The organism is Amycolatopsis panacis (genome assembly GCF_003600245.1).
In the GTDB taxonomy this organism is placed as follows: domain Bacteria; phylum Actinomycetota; class Actinomycetes; order Mycobacteriales; family Pseudonocardiaceae; genus Amycolatopsis; species Amycolatopsis sulphurea.
Map to the genome: position 1 here is coordinate 20,712 of NZ_QZFV01000087.1, position 17,272 is coordinate 37,983.

The 17,272-nt window shown below is 68.7% G+C and carries 13 protein-coding genes and 1 pseudogene; 6 read left to right on the forward strand and 8 right to left on the reverse strand.

The features are described 5' to 3' along the window. Positions 1-245 precede the first annotated feature (245 nt). Positions 246-395 (reverse strand): hypothetical protein, encoded by a 150-nt coding sequence (locus D5S19_RS32500; protein ID WP_162836041.1) that lies wholly within the window; start codon positions 393-395, stop codon positions 246-248. Between the two features lie 257 nt (positions 396-652). After that, the gene (locus D5S19_RS16845; RefSeq protein WP_120024303.1) at positions 653-1,843 is read right to left on the reverse strand and encodes an ATP-binding protein; all 1,191 of its coding nucleotides are present in this window, start codon (positions 1,841-1,843) and stop codon (positions 653-655) included. Between the two features lie 688 nt (positions 1,844-2,531). Between D5S19_RS16845 and D5S19_RS16850 the strand changes: the two genes are divergently transcribed. Continuing rightward, positions 2,532-3,038 (forward strand): DoxX family protein, encoded by a 507-nt coding sequence (locus D5S19_RS16850; protein ID WP_120024304.1) that lies wholly within the window; start codon positions 2,532-2,534, stop codon positions 3,036-3,038. 198 nt (positions 3,039-3,236) lie between these two features. Here the strand turns inward: D5S19_RS16850 and D5S19_RS16855 are convergent, their stop codons facing one another. Then, positions 3,237-4,526 (reverse strand): acetyl-CoA C-acetyltransferase, encoded by a 1,290-nt coding sequence (locus tag D5S19_RS16855; protein ID WP_120024305.1) that lies wholly within the window; start codon positions 4,524-4,526, stop codon positions 3,237-3,239. 95 nt (positions 4,527-4,621) lie between these two features. On the opposite strand from D5S19_RS16855, the gene D5S19_RS16860 reads away from it, so the two are divergent. Both D5S19_RS16860 and D5S19_RS16865 read left to right on the forward strand, forming a co-directional pair. After that, complete coding sequence (locus D5S19_RS16860; protein ID WP_120024306.1) at positions 4,622-5,956, forward strand: 3-oxoacyl-ACP reductase; 1,335 nt, start codon at positions 4,622-4,624, stop codon at positions 5,954-5,956. Then, a complete protein-coding gene (locus D5S19_RS16865; protein ID WP_120024433.1) occupies positions 5,956-6,792 on the forward strand; it encodes a MaoC/PaaZ C-terminal domain-containing protein in 837 nt (278 codons plus the stop codon). Before D5S19_RS16860 ends, D5S19_RS16865 begins: the two co-directional genes overlap by 1 nt. On the opposite strand, the gene D5S19_RS16870 is transcribed toward D5S19_RS16865, so the two are convergent. After that, a complete protein-coding gene (locus tag D5S19_RS16870) occupies positions 6,781-7,440 on the reverse strand; it encodes a TetR/AcrR family transcriptional regulator (RefSeq protein ID WP_120024307.1) in 660 nt (219 codons plus the stop codon). The two genes, D5S19_RS16865 and D5S19_RS16870, sit on opposite strands and share 12 nt — an antisense overlap. 120 nt (positions 7,441-7,560) lie before the next feature. Here D5S19_RS16870 and D5S19_RS16875 point away from each other — a divergent pair, with 120 nt between their 5' ends. Genes D5S19_RS16875 through D5S19_RS16885 form a run of 3 tightly spaced genes read left to right on the forward strand, consistent with a single transcriptional unit; the run spans position 7,561 to position 10,024 of the window. Further along, complete coding sequence (locus D5S19_RS16875; protein WP_120024308.1) at positions 7,561-8,196, forward strand: SCP2 sterol-binding domain-containing protein; 636 nt, start codon at positions 7,561-7,563, stop codon at positions 8,194-8,196. Between the two features lie 44 nt (positions 8,197-8,240). Next, a complete protein-coding gene (locus D5S19_RS16880; protein WP_120024309.1) occupies positions 8,241-8,786 on the forward strand; it encodes an SCP2 sterol-binding domain-containing protein in 546 nt (181 codons plus the stop codon). A 56-nt stretch (positions 8,787-8,842) separates the two neighbouring features. After that, positions 8,843-10,024, forward strand: coding sequence for a YDG/SRA domain-containing protein (locus D5S19_RS16885; RefSeq protein ID WP_120024434.1), 1,182 nt, complete (start codon positions 8,843-8,845; stop codon positions 10,022-10,024). Here the strand turns inward: D5S19_RS16885 and D5S19_RS16890 are convergent. The 4 genes and pseudogenes from D5S19_RS16890 to D5S19_RS16910 form a co-directional block, all read right to left on the reverse strand. Further along, complete coding sequence (locus tag D5S19_RS16890; RefSeq protein WP_120024310.1) at positions 10,021-10,494, reverse strand: FxsA family protein; 474 nt, start codon at positions 10,492-10,494, stop codon at positions 10,021-10,023. The two genes, D5S19_RS16885 and D5S19_RS16890, sit on opposite strands and share 4 nt — an antisense overlap. Positions 10,495-11,047: 553 nt before the next feature. After that, a pseudogene (locus D5S19_RS16900) lies at positions 11,048-12,846 on the reverse strand (ABC transporter ATP-binding protein). Positions 12,847-12,946: 100 nt separating this feature from the next. Beyond that, positions 12,947-13,414 (reverse strand): TetR/AcrR family transcriptional regulator, encoded by a 468-nt coding sequence (locus D5S19_RS16905; RefSeq protein WP_233573987.1) that lies wholly within the window; start codon positions 13,412-13,414, stop codon positions 12,947-12,949. Positions 13,415-13,439: 25 nt separating this feature from the next. Beyond that, positions 13,440-17,243, reverse strand: a complete 3,804-nt coding sequence (locus D5S19_RS16910) for a Pls/PosA family non-ribosomal peptide synthetase (RefSeq protein WP_120024311.1) — start codon at positions 17,241-17,243, stop codon at positions 13,440-13,442. Positions 17,244-17,272: the final 29 nt, after the last annotated feature.

The following is a 17,272-nucleotide window of genomic DNA, read 5'->3' on the forward strand; positions in this document are numbered from 1 at the left end:
GATCGTTGCCTGAGTCAAGGATTACCGGCGGGGCCGTGCGGGGCAAGGGGTTTCTCCCCTGGTGGGACGGCGGCGGGCGACCCGGCCCGGAAATATGGAAACCCCGTGATGCTGCCAGGTCGGGGGTCCGCCAGCATCACGGGGTCGTAGGGGGTATCGAAGCCACGTAGCGGGGCGTTACACCCTTGCTCTCATGTGGTCTGGATCACTCACGTACGTGTGGCGACCACGGTCGTTGACGCAGGTCAGCGCATGAACGGCTGACGTGCCTGGGCCAGTGCGATGAGCTCCTGCCGGACCGTGGAGGTGGCCGCGGTGTCGATCGCGCGGTTCAGCGCCCGGCGAGTGCGAGCCTCGGCGCGACGGGCACGGAGCTTGGCGGCGATGTTGCTCATTGGTGTCTGCATCCCCTTTGCAAGGTCTTCGGTGGCTGTGCCTCCAGTATGCACCTTTTTTCACAAGGAATCCAACGATTCAACGGTGACGTGCCGCACTGGCCGAAGAATCATCGGACAAGATCCGGACATGGCCGGACAGATTTCGTGTTAGCGGTCACAAGCAGGTAACGCGCCCAGTTTTCCTACGGCTGTCTAGCTTCTCCGCTAGAAAGCGATAGGAAGCCGCATAGACGCTGACGCGGGGGCCGTGGGGGTCAGTCGCGGCCGAGCAGGTAATGCCCGAAGTGCGGCACGGTGAAGGCGATCTGCCCGCGTTCGGCGGAGTAGACCAGCCCCTTCTTCATCAGGTTGTCCCGGGCCGGCGACAGCGAGGAAGGCTTGCGGCCCAGGTAAACGGCCACGTCCGCGGTGCTGGAGGCCTCGTCCTTGCCCTGGGTCAGCTCGGCCATCGCGAGCAGGTACTCGCGCTCGGCCGGGGTCGCGCGCTCGTAGCGGGACCCGAAGAACCCGACGGCCAGCTCCGCCTCCGCCTCGGGTGCGGCGACCTGAACGTCCTTGACCGTGATCGGGTCGTCCGGTGCGGCGTCCCAGGCGGCCTTGCTGTAAGCCTGGATGAAGTACGGATACCCGCCGGAAGCGTCGAAGAGCGCGTCCAGCGCCTCCGGCTCGATGCCCGCTTCCTCGCGCTCGATCGGGGCGAGGACGGCGAGGTCGGCGTCCGCCCGGTCCAGCCGGTCGATGCGGGCGTACCGGAAGAGCCGCTCCGAGTAGGACTTCGACGCGGACAGCACCGCGGGCACGTGCGGCAGCCCGGCGCCGACGACCACGAGCGGTGCGCCGGACTGCGACAGCTCGTGGCAGGCCGCGCACAGCGCCGAAACGTCGTCCGGCTGGAGATCCTGGATCTCGTCGATCAACAGGGCCACGCCCGTGCCGACGTCCGCGGCCAGCTCCGCGACGTCGGTGAACAGCTCCACCAGGTCGATCTCGATGTCGCCGGAATCGGCGCGGCCCTGCGCCGCGGGCGCGTCGATCCCGGGCTGCCAGCGGTCGCGCAGCTTCGCGTCCGGCTTGCTCGCCTTCAGCGCGAACGCCTTGAGCACGCCGAGCACGGTCTCCACCCGGTCCGGCGCGCGGTGGCGCACCGCGAGGTCGCGGATCGCCCGATGCAGTGCGGCGGACAGCGGACGGCGCAGCTCGGCATCCGGTCGCGCCTCGATCTTGCCCGCACCCCAGCCGCGCCGGACCGCCATCGAACGCAGCTCGCCCAGCAGCACGGTCTTGCCGACGCCGCGCAGCCCGGTGAGCACGAGGCTGCGCTCCGGACGGCCCCGCGCCACGCGTTCGAGCACCACCTCGAACGCCTTCAGCTCGCGTTCCCGCCCCGCCAGCTCCGGCGGGCGCTGCCCGGCACCGGGCGCGAACGGATTGCGGATGGGGTCCACTCTGGCACCGTATCCGGTTGTCTAGCTCCCACCCGATATTCCGCCATACCGCACTAGCCGTGTCGGCTCGGCGCCGAGGGATGGACGGGTCTGCAGCCCCGTCCATCCCTACCCCCAGCATCACTCCGACGTCGGGTCAGCCCGGCAGGTTCCGCGTCGAGTAGATCTTCCTCGAGTCGCGGATGTACTCGGCAGTGCCGGCTCCGTCGTCCACGTACAGCCGGCTTTCGACGGTAGAGGTTGACGCAGTGTCAAGATCAAGCGTCTCGGTAGCGGTGTATTCCGGTATCTAGGATTTTCCCGATATTCAGCTAGGCAGCACTGGCCTGGTTGGCCACCAGCCGCGCGGGTCCGTGAAGGCCACCTTCACGGACTCTGCGGCCAGGGTGTCGGCAAAGTTGGTCGGGGACCCGGCAGTGGGCGATGCGGAGGTGTGTGCGACCACCTCGTGGCGTGCGCCGGACCGGTTTCGGGTCTGTGAAGGGTCCCTTCACAGACTCAGAGTCCGTGAAGGGTCCCTTCACGGACCTCTACACCGGCTTTGCCGGAACCCTCGACTCTGCGGCTGTGAAGGTTCCCTTCACGGCCTTCCCGGGTAGGGCGGACTTGGTTCGGCTGGGGACGAGCCGTGAGGGCCTTGGTGGCGGTAGGTTTTTGGCAAGGACCACAGACTCAGGGAGGCGGAACCGTGATTCTGCGCCGGGCGGCACGCCCACTGCTCGCGTCGATCTTCATCTTCGGCGGGATCGGCGCCCTCCGCGATGTGCAAGGGCACGCGAAGGCTGCCGAACCCCTGATCACCGGTGCCTTGGACAAGGCCGACGGTCTGGTGCCGGAGCGCGTACCGCGCGATCCGGCGACGCTGGTGCGCATCGACGCCGCGGTCAAGATCGGCGCCGGCTTCGCGCTGGCCACCGGCCGGGTCCCGCGCCTGGCGGCGGTCGCGCTGCTCGGCTCGCTGGTGCCGACCACCCTGGCCAGTCACCGGTTCTGGGAGGAGACCGACTCGGTGGCCAAAGCGGGCCAGCAGGTGCACTTCCTGAAGAACGCCGGTCTGGCCGGTGGCCTGCTCCTGGCGGTGGCCGACACCGCGGGCAAGCCGTCCCTGGGCTGGCGGGCCCGCCGCGCCGCGAAGAAGGCGGGCAAGCGGGCGGAACGGCTGGGCAAGAAGGCGGAGCGGTCCCGGACGGACTGACAGCGGGCCGGGGCCGGATTGGGCCGGCGTGACTCGACCGGGATCGGCTTGATGCGACCAGCCCAGCCCGGTCCGGCTCGACGCGCCTCGGATCGGCCTGGCCCGACCCAGATCGGCCCGATCCGGCCCGGCACCCGTTCGACCGCGAAACCGGCGGGCCGCATCGGTATCCCATCGCCATCCCCCGGCGCGTCCCGGCTACTTCTCCAGGATCGCCGTCACACCCTGCCCGCCTGCCGCGCAAATCGAGATCAGGCCACGGCCCGAGCCCTTCTCGTGCAGCAGCTTCGCCAGCGTGGCCACGATCCGCCCACCGGTGGCGGCGAACGGGTGCCCGGCGGCCAGCGAGGAACCATTCACATTGAGCTTGGCCCGGTCGATCGAGCCGAGCGGCGCGTCCAGCCCCAGCTTCTCCTTGGCGAACGCCGGGTCCTCCCACGCCTTGAGCGTGGCGAGCACCTGTGACGCGAACGCTTCGTGGATCTCGTAGAAGTCGAAGTCCTGCAGGGAAAGTCCCGCTCGCTCCAGCATCCGTGGCACAGCGTAAGCGGGCGCCATCAGCAGACCCTCGTCGCCGTGCACGTAATCGACCGCCGCGGTCTGGCTGAACGTCAGGTAGGCCAGCACCGGCAGGTTGTGCGCCTTGGCCCACGCGTCGGTCGCGAGCAGCACGGTGGACGCGCCGTCGGTGAGGGGCGTCGAGTTGCCTGCGGTCATGGTCCCGTCCGCGCCGCCGTACACCGGCTTGAGCTTGGCCAGCTTCTCCACCGACGAGTCCGGCCGCAGATTCTGGTCGCGGGTCAGCTTGAGGAACGGGGTGAGCAGATCGTCGAAGAACCCGCGGTCGTAGGCGGCGGCGAGGTTGCGGTGGCTGGCCGCGGCGAGTTCGTCCTGCGCTTCGCGCGTCACGTCCCAGACCTTCGCGGTGAGCGCGGCGTGCTCCCCCATCGACAACCCGGTGCGCGGCTCGGAGTTGCGCGGGATCTCCGGCACCAGGTGACCGGGCCGGATCTTCGCGACGAGCTTGAGCCGGTCCGGCAGCGTCCTGGCGGCGTTGAGCCGTACGAGAATCTTCCGCAGCTCCGGGTGCACCGCGAGTGGGGCGTCACTCGTGGTGTCGACTCCGCCGGCGATCGCCGAATCGATTTCCCCGAGTGCGATCTTGTGGGCGACGTTGATCACCGCCTGCAATCCGGTACCGCAGGCCATCTGCACGTCGGAGGCCGGGGTCACGGGCGAGAGCCTGCTGCCCAGCACGCTTTCCCTGGCCAGGTTGAAGTCCTTCGAGTGCTTCAGCACCGCACCCGCGGCGACCTCGCCGATCACCTCGTCCTGCAAGGAAAACCGGCTGACCAGGCCGTCCAATGCGGCGGTGAACATGTCCTGGTTGGCCGCCCGGGCGTAGGGCCCGTTCGATCGCGCGAACGGGATCCGGTTCCCGCCGACGATCGCGACCTTGCGCACCGCTGGGGTCTTTCTGGTCGCCATGACGTCCACCTCTCTGAAATCGTCCCGCGTCCACTGTAACCTACTTGTGAGTAAGTTAGACTGTGGCAGGACGCAGACGGCACGGGAGGCGCGTGATGGCGGACAGGTACCAGCAGTTCACGAAAACCCCGCTGGGGCGATTCGTGGTGCCGAAGCTCGGCCTGCCCAGCCCCGCGACGCTGCGCCGGTACCGCCCCGGTCAGCCCGCGCTCGAAGGTCCCGCGCTTTTCGGCGCGGCGCCCGGCGGCCGGCTGGAGAAGTCCGTCCAGGCACAGCTCGCCGGCGCCGGGATCGAGGTGCTCAGCACGCCTGCCGAGCGGCACGCGGCCCTGGTCTTCGACGCGACCGGCGTCCGGGACCCGGGCGGGCTGCGCGAGGTTTATCGCTTCTTCCATCCGGTGATCCGCAAGGTCGGCTCGTCCGGCCGGGTGGTCGTCCTCGGCACGCCGCCGGAGTCCGTCGAGGGGCGTGAGCGGATCGCGCAGCGGGCGCTGGAAGGCTTCGTCCGCTCGGTCGGCAAGGAGCTGAAGCGCGGGGCGACAGCGCAACTCGTGTACGTGGCCGAAGGCGCTGAAGAAGCCACTGAGTCCACGCTTCGGTTTCTTCTGTCGGCGAAGTCGGCCTTTGTGGACGCACAGGTGATCCGTGTCGGCACGCTCGCGAAGACCGCGCCCACGCCGGCGAGCTGGGAAAAGCCGCTGGACGACAAGACCGCACTGGTCACCGGTGCCTCGCGCGGGATCGGCGCGGCGATCGCCGAGACGCTGGCCCGCGACGGCGCGCACGTGGTCGCGTTGGACATCCCGGCGCAGGGTGCCGATCTGTCCACAGTGGCCAATCAGATCGGCGGTTCCGCGCTGCAGCTGGACATCACCGCCGCCGACGCGCCGGAGAGGCTCGCCGAATACCTGACGACCCGCCGTGGCGGCGTCGATGTCGTCGTGCACAACGCAGGGATCACCCGGGACAAAACGCTCGGCAACCTGACCGAAGCGGGCTGGGACGCGGTACTCACCGTGAACCTCGCCGCGCAGCTGGCGGTGAACGACAAGCTGCTCGGTGACAAGGTGCTCAACGAAAACGGCCGTATCGTCGGCGTCTCCTCGATCGCGGGAATCGCCGGCAACGTAGGCCAGACCAACTACGCCACGTCGAAGGCGGGCGTGATCGGCATGGTGAACGTCGGTGCCCCGCAGCTCGCCGACTACGGCGGCACGATCAACGCGGTCGCCCCCGGGTTCATCGAGACGCAGATGACCGCCGCCGTCCCGCTGTTCATTCGCGAGGCCGGGCGGCGGCTGTCCAGTCTCGGCCAGGGCGGATTGCCGGTGGACGTTGCGGAAACCATTGCGTGGTACGCGAATCCGGCGTCCGCGGCGGTCAACGGCAACGTGGTCCGCGTGTGTGGCCAAGCGCTGCTGGGGGCGTGATGACGGTCCGTGAGCTGAGTAGCGCGCCGAACCTGGCTTCGCTGTACGCGAAAGCGCTGCTGAGCCGTGGCGGCGGGACGACGCTGCCGGACACCGAGCTGGTGCGCCCGGAGGTCGTCGTGGACTCCGCGCACGTCGCGGCCTACGCCGATGTCTGCGGATTCCGCTACTCCGACGAGCTGCCCGCGACGTATCCGCACATGCTCGTCTTCGGCATGCAGATGTCGTTGATGACCGACCCGGGTTTCCCGTTCCCCCTGCTCGGCCTGGTGCACGTGGAAAACCGGATCACTCAACGTCGTCAGCTGCGTCTCGACGAGACGTTCAGCGCACGGGTGCGCGCGGAGAACCTGCGGCCGCACGAGAAAGGCCGGCAGCTCGACCTCGTGAGCGAGCTGCGCGTCGGCGAGGAAACCGTCTGGTCCGAGGTGTCGACTTATCTACGTCGCGGCGACGGCGCCTCGCCGGCCGGTCCTCGCGCGGTGCTGGCTCCTCCGACGCCCACCGGGCTGTGGCATATCCCGGGCGACATCGGCCGCCGCTACGCCGAGGTCTCGGGCGACCGCAACCCGATCCACCTGCACCCCCTGACCGCCTGCCTGTTCGGCTTTCCGAAGGCGATCGCGCACGGCATGTGGACGAAGGCCCGTGCGCTGGCCTCGTTCGAAGGCCGGCTGCCGCCCGCGTTCAGCGTCGAGGTGCGGTTCAAGCAACCGGTGCTGCTCCCCGCGAAGGCTGCGTTCACCAGCTGGCACACCGACGACGGCTGGGCTTTCGAACTGTGGCACGCCCGCAAGCCGAAGCCGCATCTCGACGGCGTGATCTCAGGCGTCTGACGGCTTCCAGACCTGTCCTTCGACGAGGTCGTTGAACCCGAGCCAGACGAGATTCATCAGCCACGAAGCGAGTACGCCGTCGGAGATCTCCGGGTGGTCCAGCGCCCAGTCGGCCAGCGATTCCGCCGCGCCCACCAGCGCCGCGGACAGGCCGGTCCCGGAGAACTCCGCCTGCTCGCCGAGCCCTTTCCGCGTGCCCGCGGCCACCACCAGCGCGGCGACCAGCTCGATCGCTCGCATGCGCATGTCCGTGATCTCGGCGGCGAATGTGCCGCCGACGGTGAGCGCCTGGCGGTGCAACACAGTCCAGGATTCGCGGTACTCGCCGACGAAGCGGTAGAAGGAACGCAGGCCGTGCCACAGCTGCATGTCCGGCGGCAGTTCAGGTTGCACGCCGGTCTGGACGGCCTCCAGGAGGCGGTTCGCCTCGCGCTGGACGCACTTGCCGAACAGGTCCTCCTTGGCGCCCAAGTAGGTGTAGATCATCGGCTTGGAGACCCCTGCGACCTCGGAGATCTCGTCCATCGAGGCCGCGTGGTAGCCGTGGCGGGCGAACACCCGCACCGCGGCGTCCAGGATCTGCCGCTCGCGGACTGTGCGGGGCAGCCGGCGGGCGCGCTCGGGTGGGGGCGGGGCTTCGTCGGACACTGTGGTTCTGACCTCCTCTTGCTGGCAAGAGACGGTACCGGTCGGCGTGGCCGGAGCTGGCTTGCCTGCTTACCTACTCGTCGGTAGCCTTATCTTCGCGGTGCGCGGGAAGGGAGACCGATGGCCGACGATGCCGAGCCGGCCGGCCCCGGCCTCCGCGGGCCGGCGCTGCTCGACGCCCTGGATCAGGCGGATTTCGCCGACCCCGGCGTGACCGACGTGAATGCGGTCGCCGACGCGATCGACCCCCGTGAGCTGGGCAGGGAAGACGTCCGCAGACTGCTCGCCACGCTGCTGCGACTCGCCCGGCAGGCCCCCGCGTTCGCACTGGAGAAGGTGGACCCGGTGCGGCTGGCCACCCTCGTCGCGCGTGCGTCGCGGGCGCAGTTGGAAGCCGTCGTCACCGATCGTGGACTACGCGCCGAGGTTCTGGACGAGATCTTTGCCCGGATGGGCGCGCACATCCGAGTCGATCGGGCGAGGTCGCTACACGCCGTCGTCCACTGGCTCCTTTCCCGCGAAGACGGCTACGATCGCTACGAAACCACGATCTCGCAAGGCGCTTGCACCGTATCCCGGCAGATGCGCGAAGAGCCGCGGGTGACGATCACCGTCTCGCCAGTGGACTTCTTCCGGCTCATCACCCACCAGGCGACGCCGGCGGGGCTGTTCGTGACCGGAAAGCTCAAGGTAAAAGGCGACCTGGCCTTCGCCGCCGGTTTGATCGGCTACTTCGACCTGCCTCGCCCGGTGTAGTCACCGTGCCCCGCCGTGCCACGCCAGCGCCGGACGAACATGCCGTGAACGGTTTCGCCCGCGCTCTTGTCGTCGAAAAGCTGACGCCGGACCAGTTCGTGCAGGTCCTCGCGACCCTGCACATGCTGGGCTCCGCCGGCGCTGGAATCGAACTCAGCGCGCTGACCACCCAGTCGTTGGTGAACGTCGTCGCCGCAGCAACCCGCGACCAGCTGAAGGCCCTGGCCGACCACCCGGACCTACGCGCCGTGTTCTTGGACGAGATCTTCCGCCGAATGTCCGAACACCTCCACCCCGCCCGCGCCCGCCACGTCGACTTGGTCGTCGCCTGGCGCTTCCCCCGCGACGACGGCTACGACCGCTACCAGACAGTCATCGAGGATGGCCTGTGCGTTTCGAGCACCGAGCTGACCCGGACTCCGGATACGACGATCACCGTGCAGGCCGAGGACTTCATCCGCATGGCGACCGGCAACGCCGCAGCCGCCGCGATGTTCGTGACTGGTCGTGTCCGGGTGCGGGGAGAGTACGCACCGGCGGTGCGGTTGTCGGGGTACTTCGACATCCCTCGGCCGAGTGGGGCCGATTAGGGGACGGCGGCGTGGATCGCTGATTCTTGTCGGTGCTCCACCATAGAGTGACCGGCATGGCACTTGCAGACATTGACCGGCAGCACGTGCAGGCCGCGGTTGATGAGTCCGAACGGTCGAAGAAGTCGGATTTCCTTGCCAAGCATGGGCTTCCGAAGGATGAGCGGTACCAGGTACTGGTGGGGCACTACGCCTATCCCGCTCGGGCGATTGTCTGCAGGGCGTATCAACTAGCGACGGGCAGCGCGCTCGCTGGAAGCCAGGCGACCGGAGCGGCCCGGCCGCTCGTCGATCGCCTCGCCGATCTCGGGTATGAGGTGCTCGACCGAGCTACGGCACCAAAGTTCGGGGAAATCCCGAAGGTTCCGGAAGGAACGATGTTCATCAATCGCCGGGCCGCAACGGCCAGGGGGACACATCGCGCTCGCCAGGGTGGCATTGTCGGCACTGGCAAGACCGGTGCTGAGTCGATCGTGGTCTCGGGAGGGTACGCGGATCAGGACTTTGGTTCGGTGATCCTCTACACCGGACACGGTGGTCGAAATGGTGACACCGGAGAACAGACCGAGGACCAGACCTTTGCCGATTCCGGGAATGCTGCCCTAGTCACCAGCAGGGTTAGCGGTGCGTTGGTGCGAGTGATTCGCGGTGCGCACAAGGGTTCTCAGTACGGGCCTCAGTCAGGGTACCGATACGACGGTCTGTATCGGGTCGAGGATGCTGCCTATGTTCGTAAAGATGGCCTGAGGCTGTGTCAGTTTAGGATGGTCAAGCCACAGCTGGAACTCGACGTGTTCGCTACACTACCAACGCGGGCCGAGATTGTTGACGAGCTGGCGCACGATGCTTCTCCCGCCGGTAACCCCAACCCGAAGCAGACCACTACGATGGCGAAGCGGACTGCCCGGATTGCCGAGATTATTCAACGGATCAAGCGTATTCATCAGGACACTTGCCAGATGTGTGGGCTGCAGCTCGTTGCCGGCGACCGTACCTACTCGCAGGGTGCGCATATCAAGGCGCTAGGTGGGCCGCACTACGGCCCCGATACGCCAGGAAACGTATTGTGCCTCTGCCCGAACTGTCACGCGCTGTTCGATCTAGGCGCGATCCTCATTCAGGACGACTGCACGTTGCTCCGCAACGGCGCACCCGCTGGTCAGCTTCGTATCCAGGCCGGCCACGTTATTGATATGACGTGCGTTGCCCATCACCGGGACGCGCATACCAAGTCTTAACCTTCGACGATCCGCCCCTCGATCACCGGATGCGCCGAATCCCGGGCCGGTCGTGGCTGCTCCGGCACGACCTCGCTGTCGACGACCATCACCGGTCCGCGGTGCTGGTTGGCGTAGCGGATCGCGCGCTTCTCGGCGCGGCGGAGCCAGAGGCGGCGGGCCACGGCGCGGGTCGGGGGCAGCAGGAAGAACAGGCCGAGCACGTCCGAGACGAAGCCCGGGATCATGATCAGGACGCCGCCGACGGCGACGAGCATGCCGTCGGTCAGTTCCTTTTCCGGGTTGCGGCCGGACTGCGCGGTGGCGGTGAAGGCGCGCATGGCCTTGCCGCCTTCCCGGCGGGCGAGCCAGGAGCCCACGACGGCGCCTGCGATGAGCAGGCCGATCGTGCCGAGCACGCCGACGGCTGAGCCGACCGCCCAGATCGCGGCGAACTCGGCGATGACGTAGAGCAGGAACACGACAGCCATACCTCCCTAACGCACGGGCGGTCCGATTTGCTCCCGTCCCGCTATCGGTGCAGGTCAGAGAGGTAAACGCGGACGTCTCGCGGGGTGCTCAGCAGGATCTGGCGGGCGGTGGGGGCAGCGGTTGAGCATGCGGGTCCGGCGGGGTGGCCAGTGCCAGATCCAGGTGAGCAGTTCGCGGTCGACCTTGGAGATGCAGCCGCGTGCCTGCGTGTCCTGGCCGCGTTCCCGGAGTTGCCGCAGGAAGTACCCGGCGCAGGCTGACGGGGCGGGGCACGTCCAGGAACAGCACGGTGTCGGCGAACGGCAGGCGGAGGTCCATGGTCCGGCTGTAGTTGCCCTCGATGACCCAGTTGTCCGTACCTGCCGCGGCGACCACCTCGGCACGGAACTCCTCCGGCGGCGCGGGTATCCAGCCGGGGCGCCAAGTACAGCTCGTCCAGGTGGGTGGCGGGGAGGTCGAGTACGGCGCCGATTCGGCGGGCCAGCGTCGACTTGCCGCTGCCGGAATTGCCGAGGATCACGATGCGCCGCCCCATGACGGTCAGCGTAGAGGCTAGCTCAGATAGGCCTGCGCCTGCAGCGTGAACAGCTCCGCGTAACCACCCTCGGCAGCCATCAGCTCCGCATGCGTGCCGTATTCCGCGACTTTCCCGTGGTCCAGCAGCAGGATCCGTTCGGCCTGGCGCGCGGTCGAGAAGCGGTGCGAGATGTACAGCGTGGTGCGGCCCGTCGCGAGTGTGTGCAGCCGGGTGAACAGGTCGTGCTCGGCTTGGGCGTCCAATGCGGACGTCGGCTCGTCCAGCACGAGGATCGGGGTCTCGCGCTGGAAAGCGCGGGCGAGTGCGATCTTCTGCCATTCTCCGCCGGAGAGGGAAACGCCCTGGTCGAACCAGCGTCCGAGGGGGTGTCGTAGCCGCCGGGCAGCCGGGCGATGCGCTCGTCGGCGCCGGCGCGGCGGGCGGAGTCTTCGATGTGCGCGCGGTCGGTGAGCCGGTTCAGGTCGCCGAGGCCGAGGTTCTCCGCGGCGGTGCCCTGGTAGCTCACATAGTCCTGGAACATCGCGCTGATCTGCGTGCGCAGCGCATCCGGATCGAACTCGCGCAGGTCGACGCCATCGAGCAGGATGCGGCCCGCGGTCGGGTCGTAGAGCCGGCACAGCAGCTTGAACAGCGTCGGCTTGCCTGCGCCCTTGCGGCCGACCACGGCAACGGTCTCGCCGGGCCGGATCTCGAAGCTGCACGCCGTGCAGGGCCGGCTCGTCAGCGCCGGGGTAGGTGAAGCTCACCGATTCGAATCTGATGTGTCCGGACACTGTGGACGGTATCGGGCGCGGCTGCGGCGGCGCGACGATCTCCGGCTCGGTGCCGAGGCAACGGTAGAGCGTGTCGAGGTACAGATTGTTCTCGTACATCCCGGAAAACGCGGTGAACAGTCCGGAAACCGAGGCCTGCACGGAGGTCGCGGCCGCGGTGTAGAGCGCGAGATCGCCCAGGGTGAGCCGCCCGCCGACGGCTTCCATCGGGATGTAGAGCGCGATCCCGGAGCCGGCCAGGGTGCTGAGCAGGCCCCAGGAGGCGGACGCGATGTTGCGGTGCACGGTCAGCTTCCGCTGCCGTTCATACGAAACCTGGGCCAACTGTCGGAACCGATCCACAAAGTACGGTCCGAGACCGAAGAGCTTGGTCTCCTTGGCGTACGCGAGCCGTACCGCGACTGGGAGATGAACGCCGGAATCGGCGCCAGCAGCGAGACGAGCGCGAGCAGCGGGCTGATCGACACCAGCAACGCGATCATGCTGCCAAAGGTGATCGTGGCCCGGATCAGGCCGAGCGCCGAGGTCATCATCGACAACGGACGGCTCGGCGCCTCTTGGGCGGCTTGGCGCAGCATGTCGTAGGACGCGGAGCCCTCGAAGTACGCCAGGTGCAGCTTGCTCGCGTGGCCCATCACCTGGTTCCGGATGGTGAGCTTCATCCGTTCCTGCAACAGCGATTGCGCGATCGTGGTCATCGAGCTGCTGAGTGCGGTCGCGGTCGGTACCCCGAACTGATAGAAGCGTGATCGCCACGACGTCCCCTGTAAAGCCGCGATGCTGGATCGCGGCGACCACGGAGTCGAGCAGGATCTTCGCGATATAAGCAGCCACTGTCGGCAGCAGTCCGGAAAGGAGCGTGACCAGTGCAATGAGGACGGTCAACGTCGGGCTTGCCTGCCAGGTCAGCTTCGCGACTTTCGGCAGGCCCGCACGGTACCCGCGACCGATGTGCGCATCCGCTGGGACCGCGATTGTGGTTCCTGATCCGGTTGCGGTTCCGGGATGTCGACGGGGCCGGTGAGCCCGCTGTCCGGCACGGTCTGCGGGGATCGTCTGCCGCGTTTGCCGAATATCTGCACGGCAGCATCTCGGCCGCCTGGGATCACGGGCGCACCACGCCGTGCAGGAAGATGTCGATCATCTCGGTGGGTCCGGGGCGCCGGGCAGGGGCCCGCTTTGCGCGAACAGCATGCTCAGGAACAGCGATGCGGCCTTTTCCACGGGCAGCCGGAGCCGCGTGGCGTCCGGTACGAACAGCTCCCGCACGGCCGAGTGCATGGCGTCGTACGACTCGCGCCGGCTGTCGCCGGTGACCGACTTGCGGTTGCGCCCTTCTACCGGGTGCCTCCGGGCCGCGCCCATCCGCCGCGGGTGGGCGGTCAGCGCACCGACCGCCTCCCGCAGCCGCTCCGCCAACGGCAACTCGTCCTTGTCCTGGAATACGCGGAAGATAGTGCCCTCGCCGATCCCGGCGGCCCGGGCGATCTGCGCGGTGGTGACCTCGCGGCCGTGTTCGACCACCAGGGGGAGCACCGTGCGCACGATCATCCGGCGCCGGTCCTCGGGCGCCATCGCCGGAGCGCGTTTTCCCGTCTCGGGCGTCACGCCGCCCACAGCACGGAGTGAGCACTCACTCCGTCAACGAGACGGACCGCGGCGCGATCGGGTTGCCGCCGAACCGCCGCCGGGCCGGAACCGATTCCCCGCGCATGACCAGCGAGTTCGCCTCGATCGAGCTGTGCGGGCCAAGGTGGGTGTCAAACAGCGTGACGGTGTGCGGGCCGAGCGTCGAACCGGCGTCCAGCCGGATCGGGCCGAGCCGCAGCACCCGGTCCTGGAACAGGTGGGTCTGCACGACGCAGCCTCGGTTGATCACCGCGCCGTCGCCGAGCCGGATGAGATCCGGCTCCGGCAGCGACTTCGTCTCGCAGACCACACCGCGGCCGATCCGGGCGCCGTGCAGCCGCAACACCGCGTTGAACAGCGGCGAGCCGACAATCAGCGCGCCGAACCAGCGCATCACCAGCTCCTCGTGGTAAACCGCGACCAGCTCGTTGCGCCAGACGAAGCCGCTCCACAGTGGATGCTCGCCGGTCCGCACCCGGCCGTTCAGCAGCCATTTCGCCGCGACTGAAATGGCCGTGGCGGTCAGGCCGGCGCCGAGCAGCACTGCCCCGGACACCAGGAATGCGGCGGCTATCCCGAGTTTCTGGGACACCAGCTCCTGCGCGGCGAACACCGCGAAACCGAGGGCCGCGGAGATCGCGAGCGGGATCACGCGAGTCAGCTCGACAAGGGCCCGGCGCAGCACCAACGCGCGTGACGGCGCATAGGTACGTCCGGCGTCGGCCTTCGCGGCCTGGCGCGGGATCGCCAGCGCTGGCCGGCCGACCCAGGAGGTGCCTTCCTCGGCCTCGCTCGGCGCCTGGGAAAGCACCCCGATCAACGCCCCGGTCGGCACCGAACGCCCGGATGCCACCTCGGCCGAATTGCCGACGAACGCGCGGTCGGCGACGCTCGCCGTGCCAAGCAACACCCGGCCATTGCGCAACCGGTACGTCGCAAGGTGCGAGTCGTCCGCGAGGAAAGCACCCGAGCCGACCGATATCAGCTGCGGTAGACCGACCACAGTGGACGCCTCGGTACGGCGGCCGACCCGTGCGCCGAGCAGCCGGAGCCAGCTGCCGGTGAACAGGCTCGCGTAGATCGGGAACGCACGGTCACGGACGCTGTTCATCGATCGCTCGACCAACCACGCCGCCCAGCCTTCCCGGCTGTACACCGGATGTACGCCCGGTCGCAGCCGCCGCCCGGCCAGCCGTACCAGCAGCGCGGTCAACCCGATGGTGAGCAGGAGGGCGACCAGCCCGAGCAGCGGGATCACCCAGAGCAGCCCAGTGAGAGACGAGAGGTCGAGCCAGGTGTAGGCCACGGCGGAGGGCACGAAGACGAGTAACGCGAGCAGCCCGGTGAGCACCGGCGTGATCGCGTAGGCGATGCGCCAGCGGACTGGCCGTGCGGCCGGTTCCGGGGTGTCAGCGGTTCCGGCGACCGTGCCGGACACGCTCCGTCCGGGCGCGACCTCGCCACCGGGCTCGACGACGGCGCCGGGCAACAGGGTCGCACGGCCACCCACCGACGCGTTCGCGCCGACCTTGACTGATCCGATGTGGACAGTGTCCCCGTCCACCCACCAGCCGGACAGGTCAGCACCCGGCTCAACCGCACAACCGTCGCCGAAACTGCCGAATCCGGTGACCGGTGGCAGCGAGTGCAGGTCGACGTCGCGGCCGACGGAATTGCCGAGCAGCCGAGCGTAGCGGATATTCCACGCCGTGCCGGGCAGTCCGCTGACGCCGATCGACGCGACCAGCCGCTCCGCTGTCCACAGTCGCAAATGGACGGAGCCACCCTTGCGATGCGCGCCGGGCCGTGCCTTGGCGAGCAGGACACGCGCGCTGAGGCCGGCCAGCAGGACCCGGCCGGGGTTCGCGGTCGTCACCAGTACGCCGCCGGCCAGCGCCGCCCAGGACCACCACGGCAGGTGCGCCTCGCCGGTCACCGTGTCGAACACCGCGGTCCCGCACAACATCCCGATGGTCCAGCGGGCCCCGGGAATCCAGAGCAGCGCCAGGGAAATCAGGCTCTGTGCGAAACCGGCGCCGCGGGACAGCGGGTGACCCGGCGCGGTCTCGGCGGCCACTGTGGACTCGCCGCCGGTGAGGTGCTCGGCCAGGGCCAGCGGGGTCGGATGGTGGTATACATCGGTGATCGATGCGGTGGGAAACCGGTTCCGTAGCAGGGAAACCAGCTGGGCGGCGGCGAGGCTGGTGCCGCCTTCGGCGAAGAAGTCCGTGGTCGGCGCCGGGGTGCGGCCGAACAGCTCCCGCCAGCGCTCGGCGATCCAGTCGACGTCCGCGCGCAGTTGCGGGGCGACGTCGGCGGCGGGTTCGGTCGCGGCTGCAGGTGGTGGCCAGGGAAGTGCCTTGCGGTCCACCTTTCCCGCCGGTGTCAGCGGAAATTCCGGCAGTACGACCAAAGTCGGCACGAGCCCGTGCGGCAGCAGCCGGGTGAGCCGGGCGCGGGCGTCGTGCTGGTCGAGCGGGCCGTCCACGAGCAGATAGCCGGCCAGTACCAAACCGTTGTGCACCACCGCGGCGGCTGCGGAAACGCCGGGCAGAGTGAGCAGTGCGGACTCGACCTCGCCGAGTTCGATCCGCCGTCCGCCGATCTTCACCTGATGGTCGGCGCGGCCGACGAATACCAGCCCGTCCGGCTCGGCGCGGACCAGGTCCCCGCTTCGGTACCCGCGGATCCAGCCGAGGCCGGGCATCGGCGGGTACGCCCCGGCGTCCTTCTCCCGGTCGAGGTAGCGGGCGAGCCCGACGCCGCCGATCACCAGCTCGCCGGTTTCCCCTTGTGGGACCGGATTACCCGCGGTGTCCACAACGGACACTTGCCAGCCGGGCAGCGGTGTGCCGATCCGCACCGGTTCCCCGGCTCGCAGCCGGGTCGCCGTGGACACGACGGTCGCCTCCGTCGGGCCGTAGGTGTTCCAGACCTCGCGGCAGCCGTCGTCGACCCGGGTGACCAGTTCGGCCGGGCAGGCCTCGCCGCCGAAGATCAGCAGCCGGACGCCGGCGAGTGTTTCGGGAGACCACAGGGCAGCCAGCGACGGGACGGTGGAGACAACCGTGACGCCGTGCTGGGCCAGCCACGGCCCGAGGTCCGGCCCGGAGCGAACGAGCGCACGCGGGGCGGCGACCAAGCAGCCGCCGTGCCGCCAGGCCAGCCACATCTCCTCGCACGAGGCGTCGAAACCGACGGAAAGCCCGGCCAGTACCCGGTCGCCGGGGCCGATCGGACGGTCACCGCGGAGGAAAAGCCCGGCTTCGGCGTCCACGAAGGCGGCGGCCGAGCGATGCGTCACCGCGACGCCCTTCGGCGTGCCGGTCGAACCGGACGTGAAGATCACCCACGCGTCGTCGCCGGGGGTTACCGGGCGACGGATGTGGTGCGGTTCGGCGAGATCCGGACGCAGATGCAAGGTCTGCCCGAACACCGCGCACACCCCGGCCTCGCGGAAGACCAGCTCGGCCCGCTCCGCCGGTTCGTCGAAATCCACGGGCACGTAGGCCGCGCCCGCCGCAAGCACGGACAGGATCGCCAGATACAACTCGACCTGCCCGGACGGCAGCGAGATCCCGACCCGGTCCCCCGGCCCGATTCCGTGCGAACGCAGCCGGCGTGCTTCGTGTTCGACCCGGTCGGCCAGTACCCGATAGGTCAGCGTGGCAGCGCCGTCGTCGAGCGCGGGTGCATTCGGATGCCGGGAAACGGTGGCGGAAAGAACGTCGACGAGGGTGCGTGCTGGTGGGGGTGGCGCCAGTCCGGGCAGGCTGCTTACGGCGTGGGTGAACACAGGACTGGCCATATCGGAAACTCCCCCTGGTAATCGTTGGT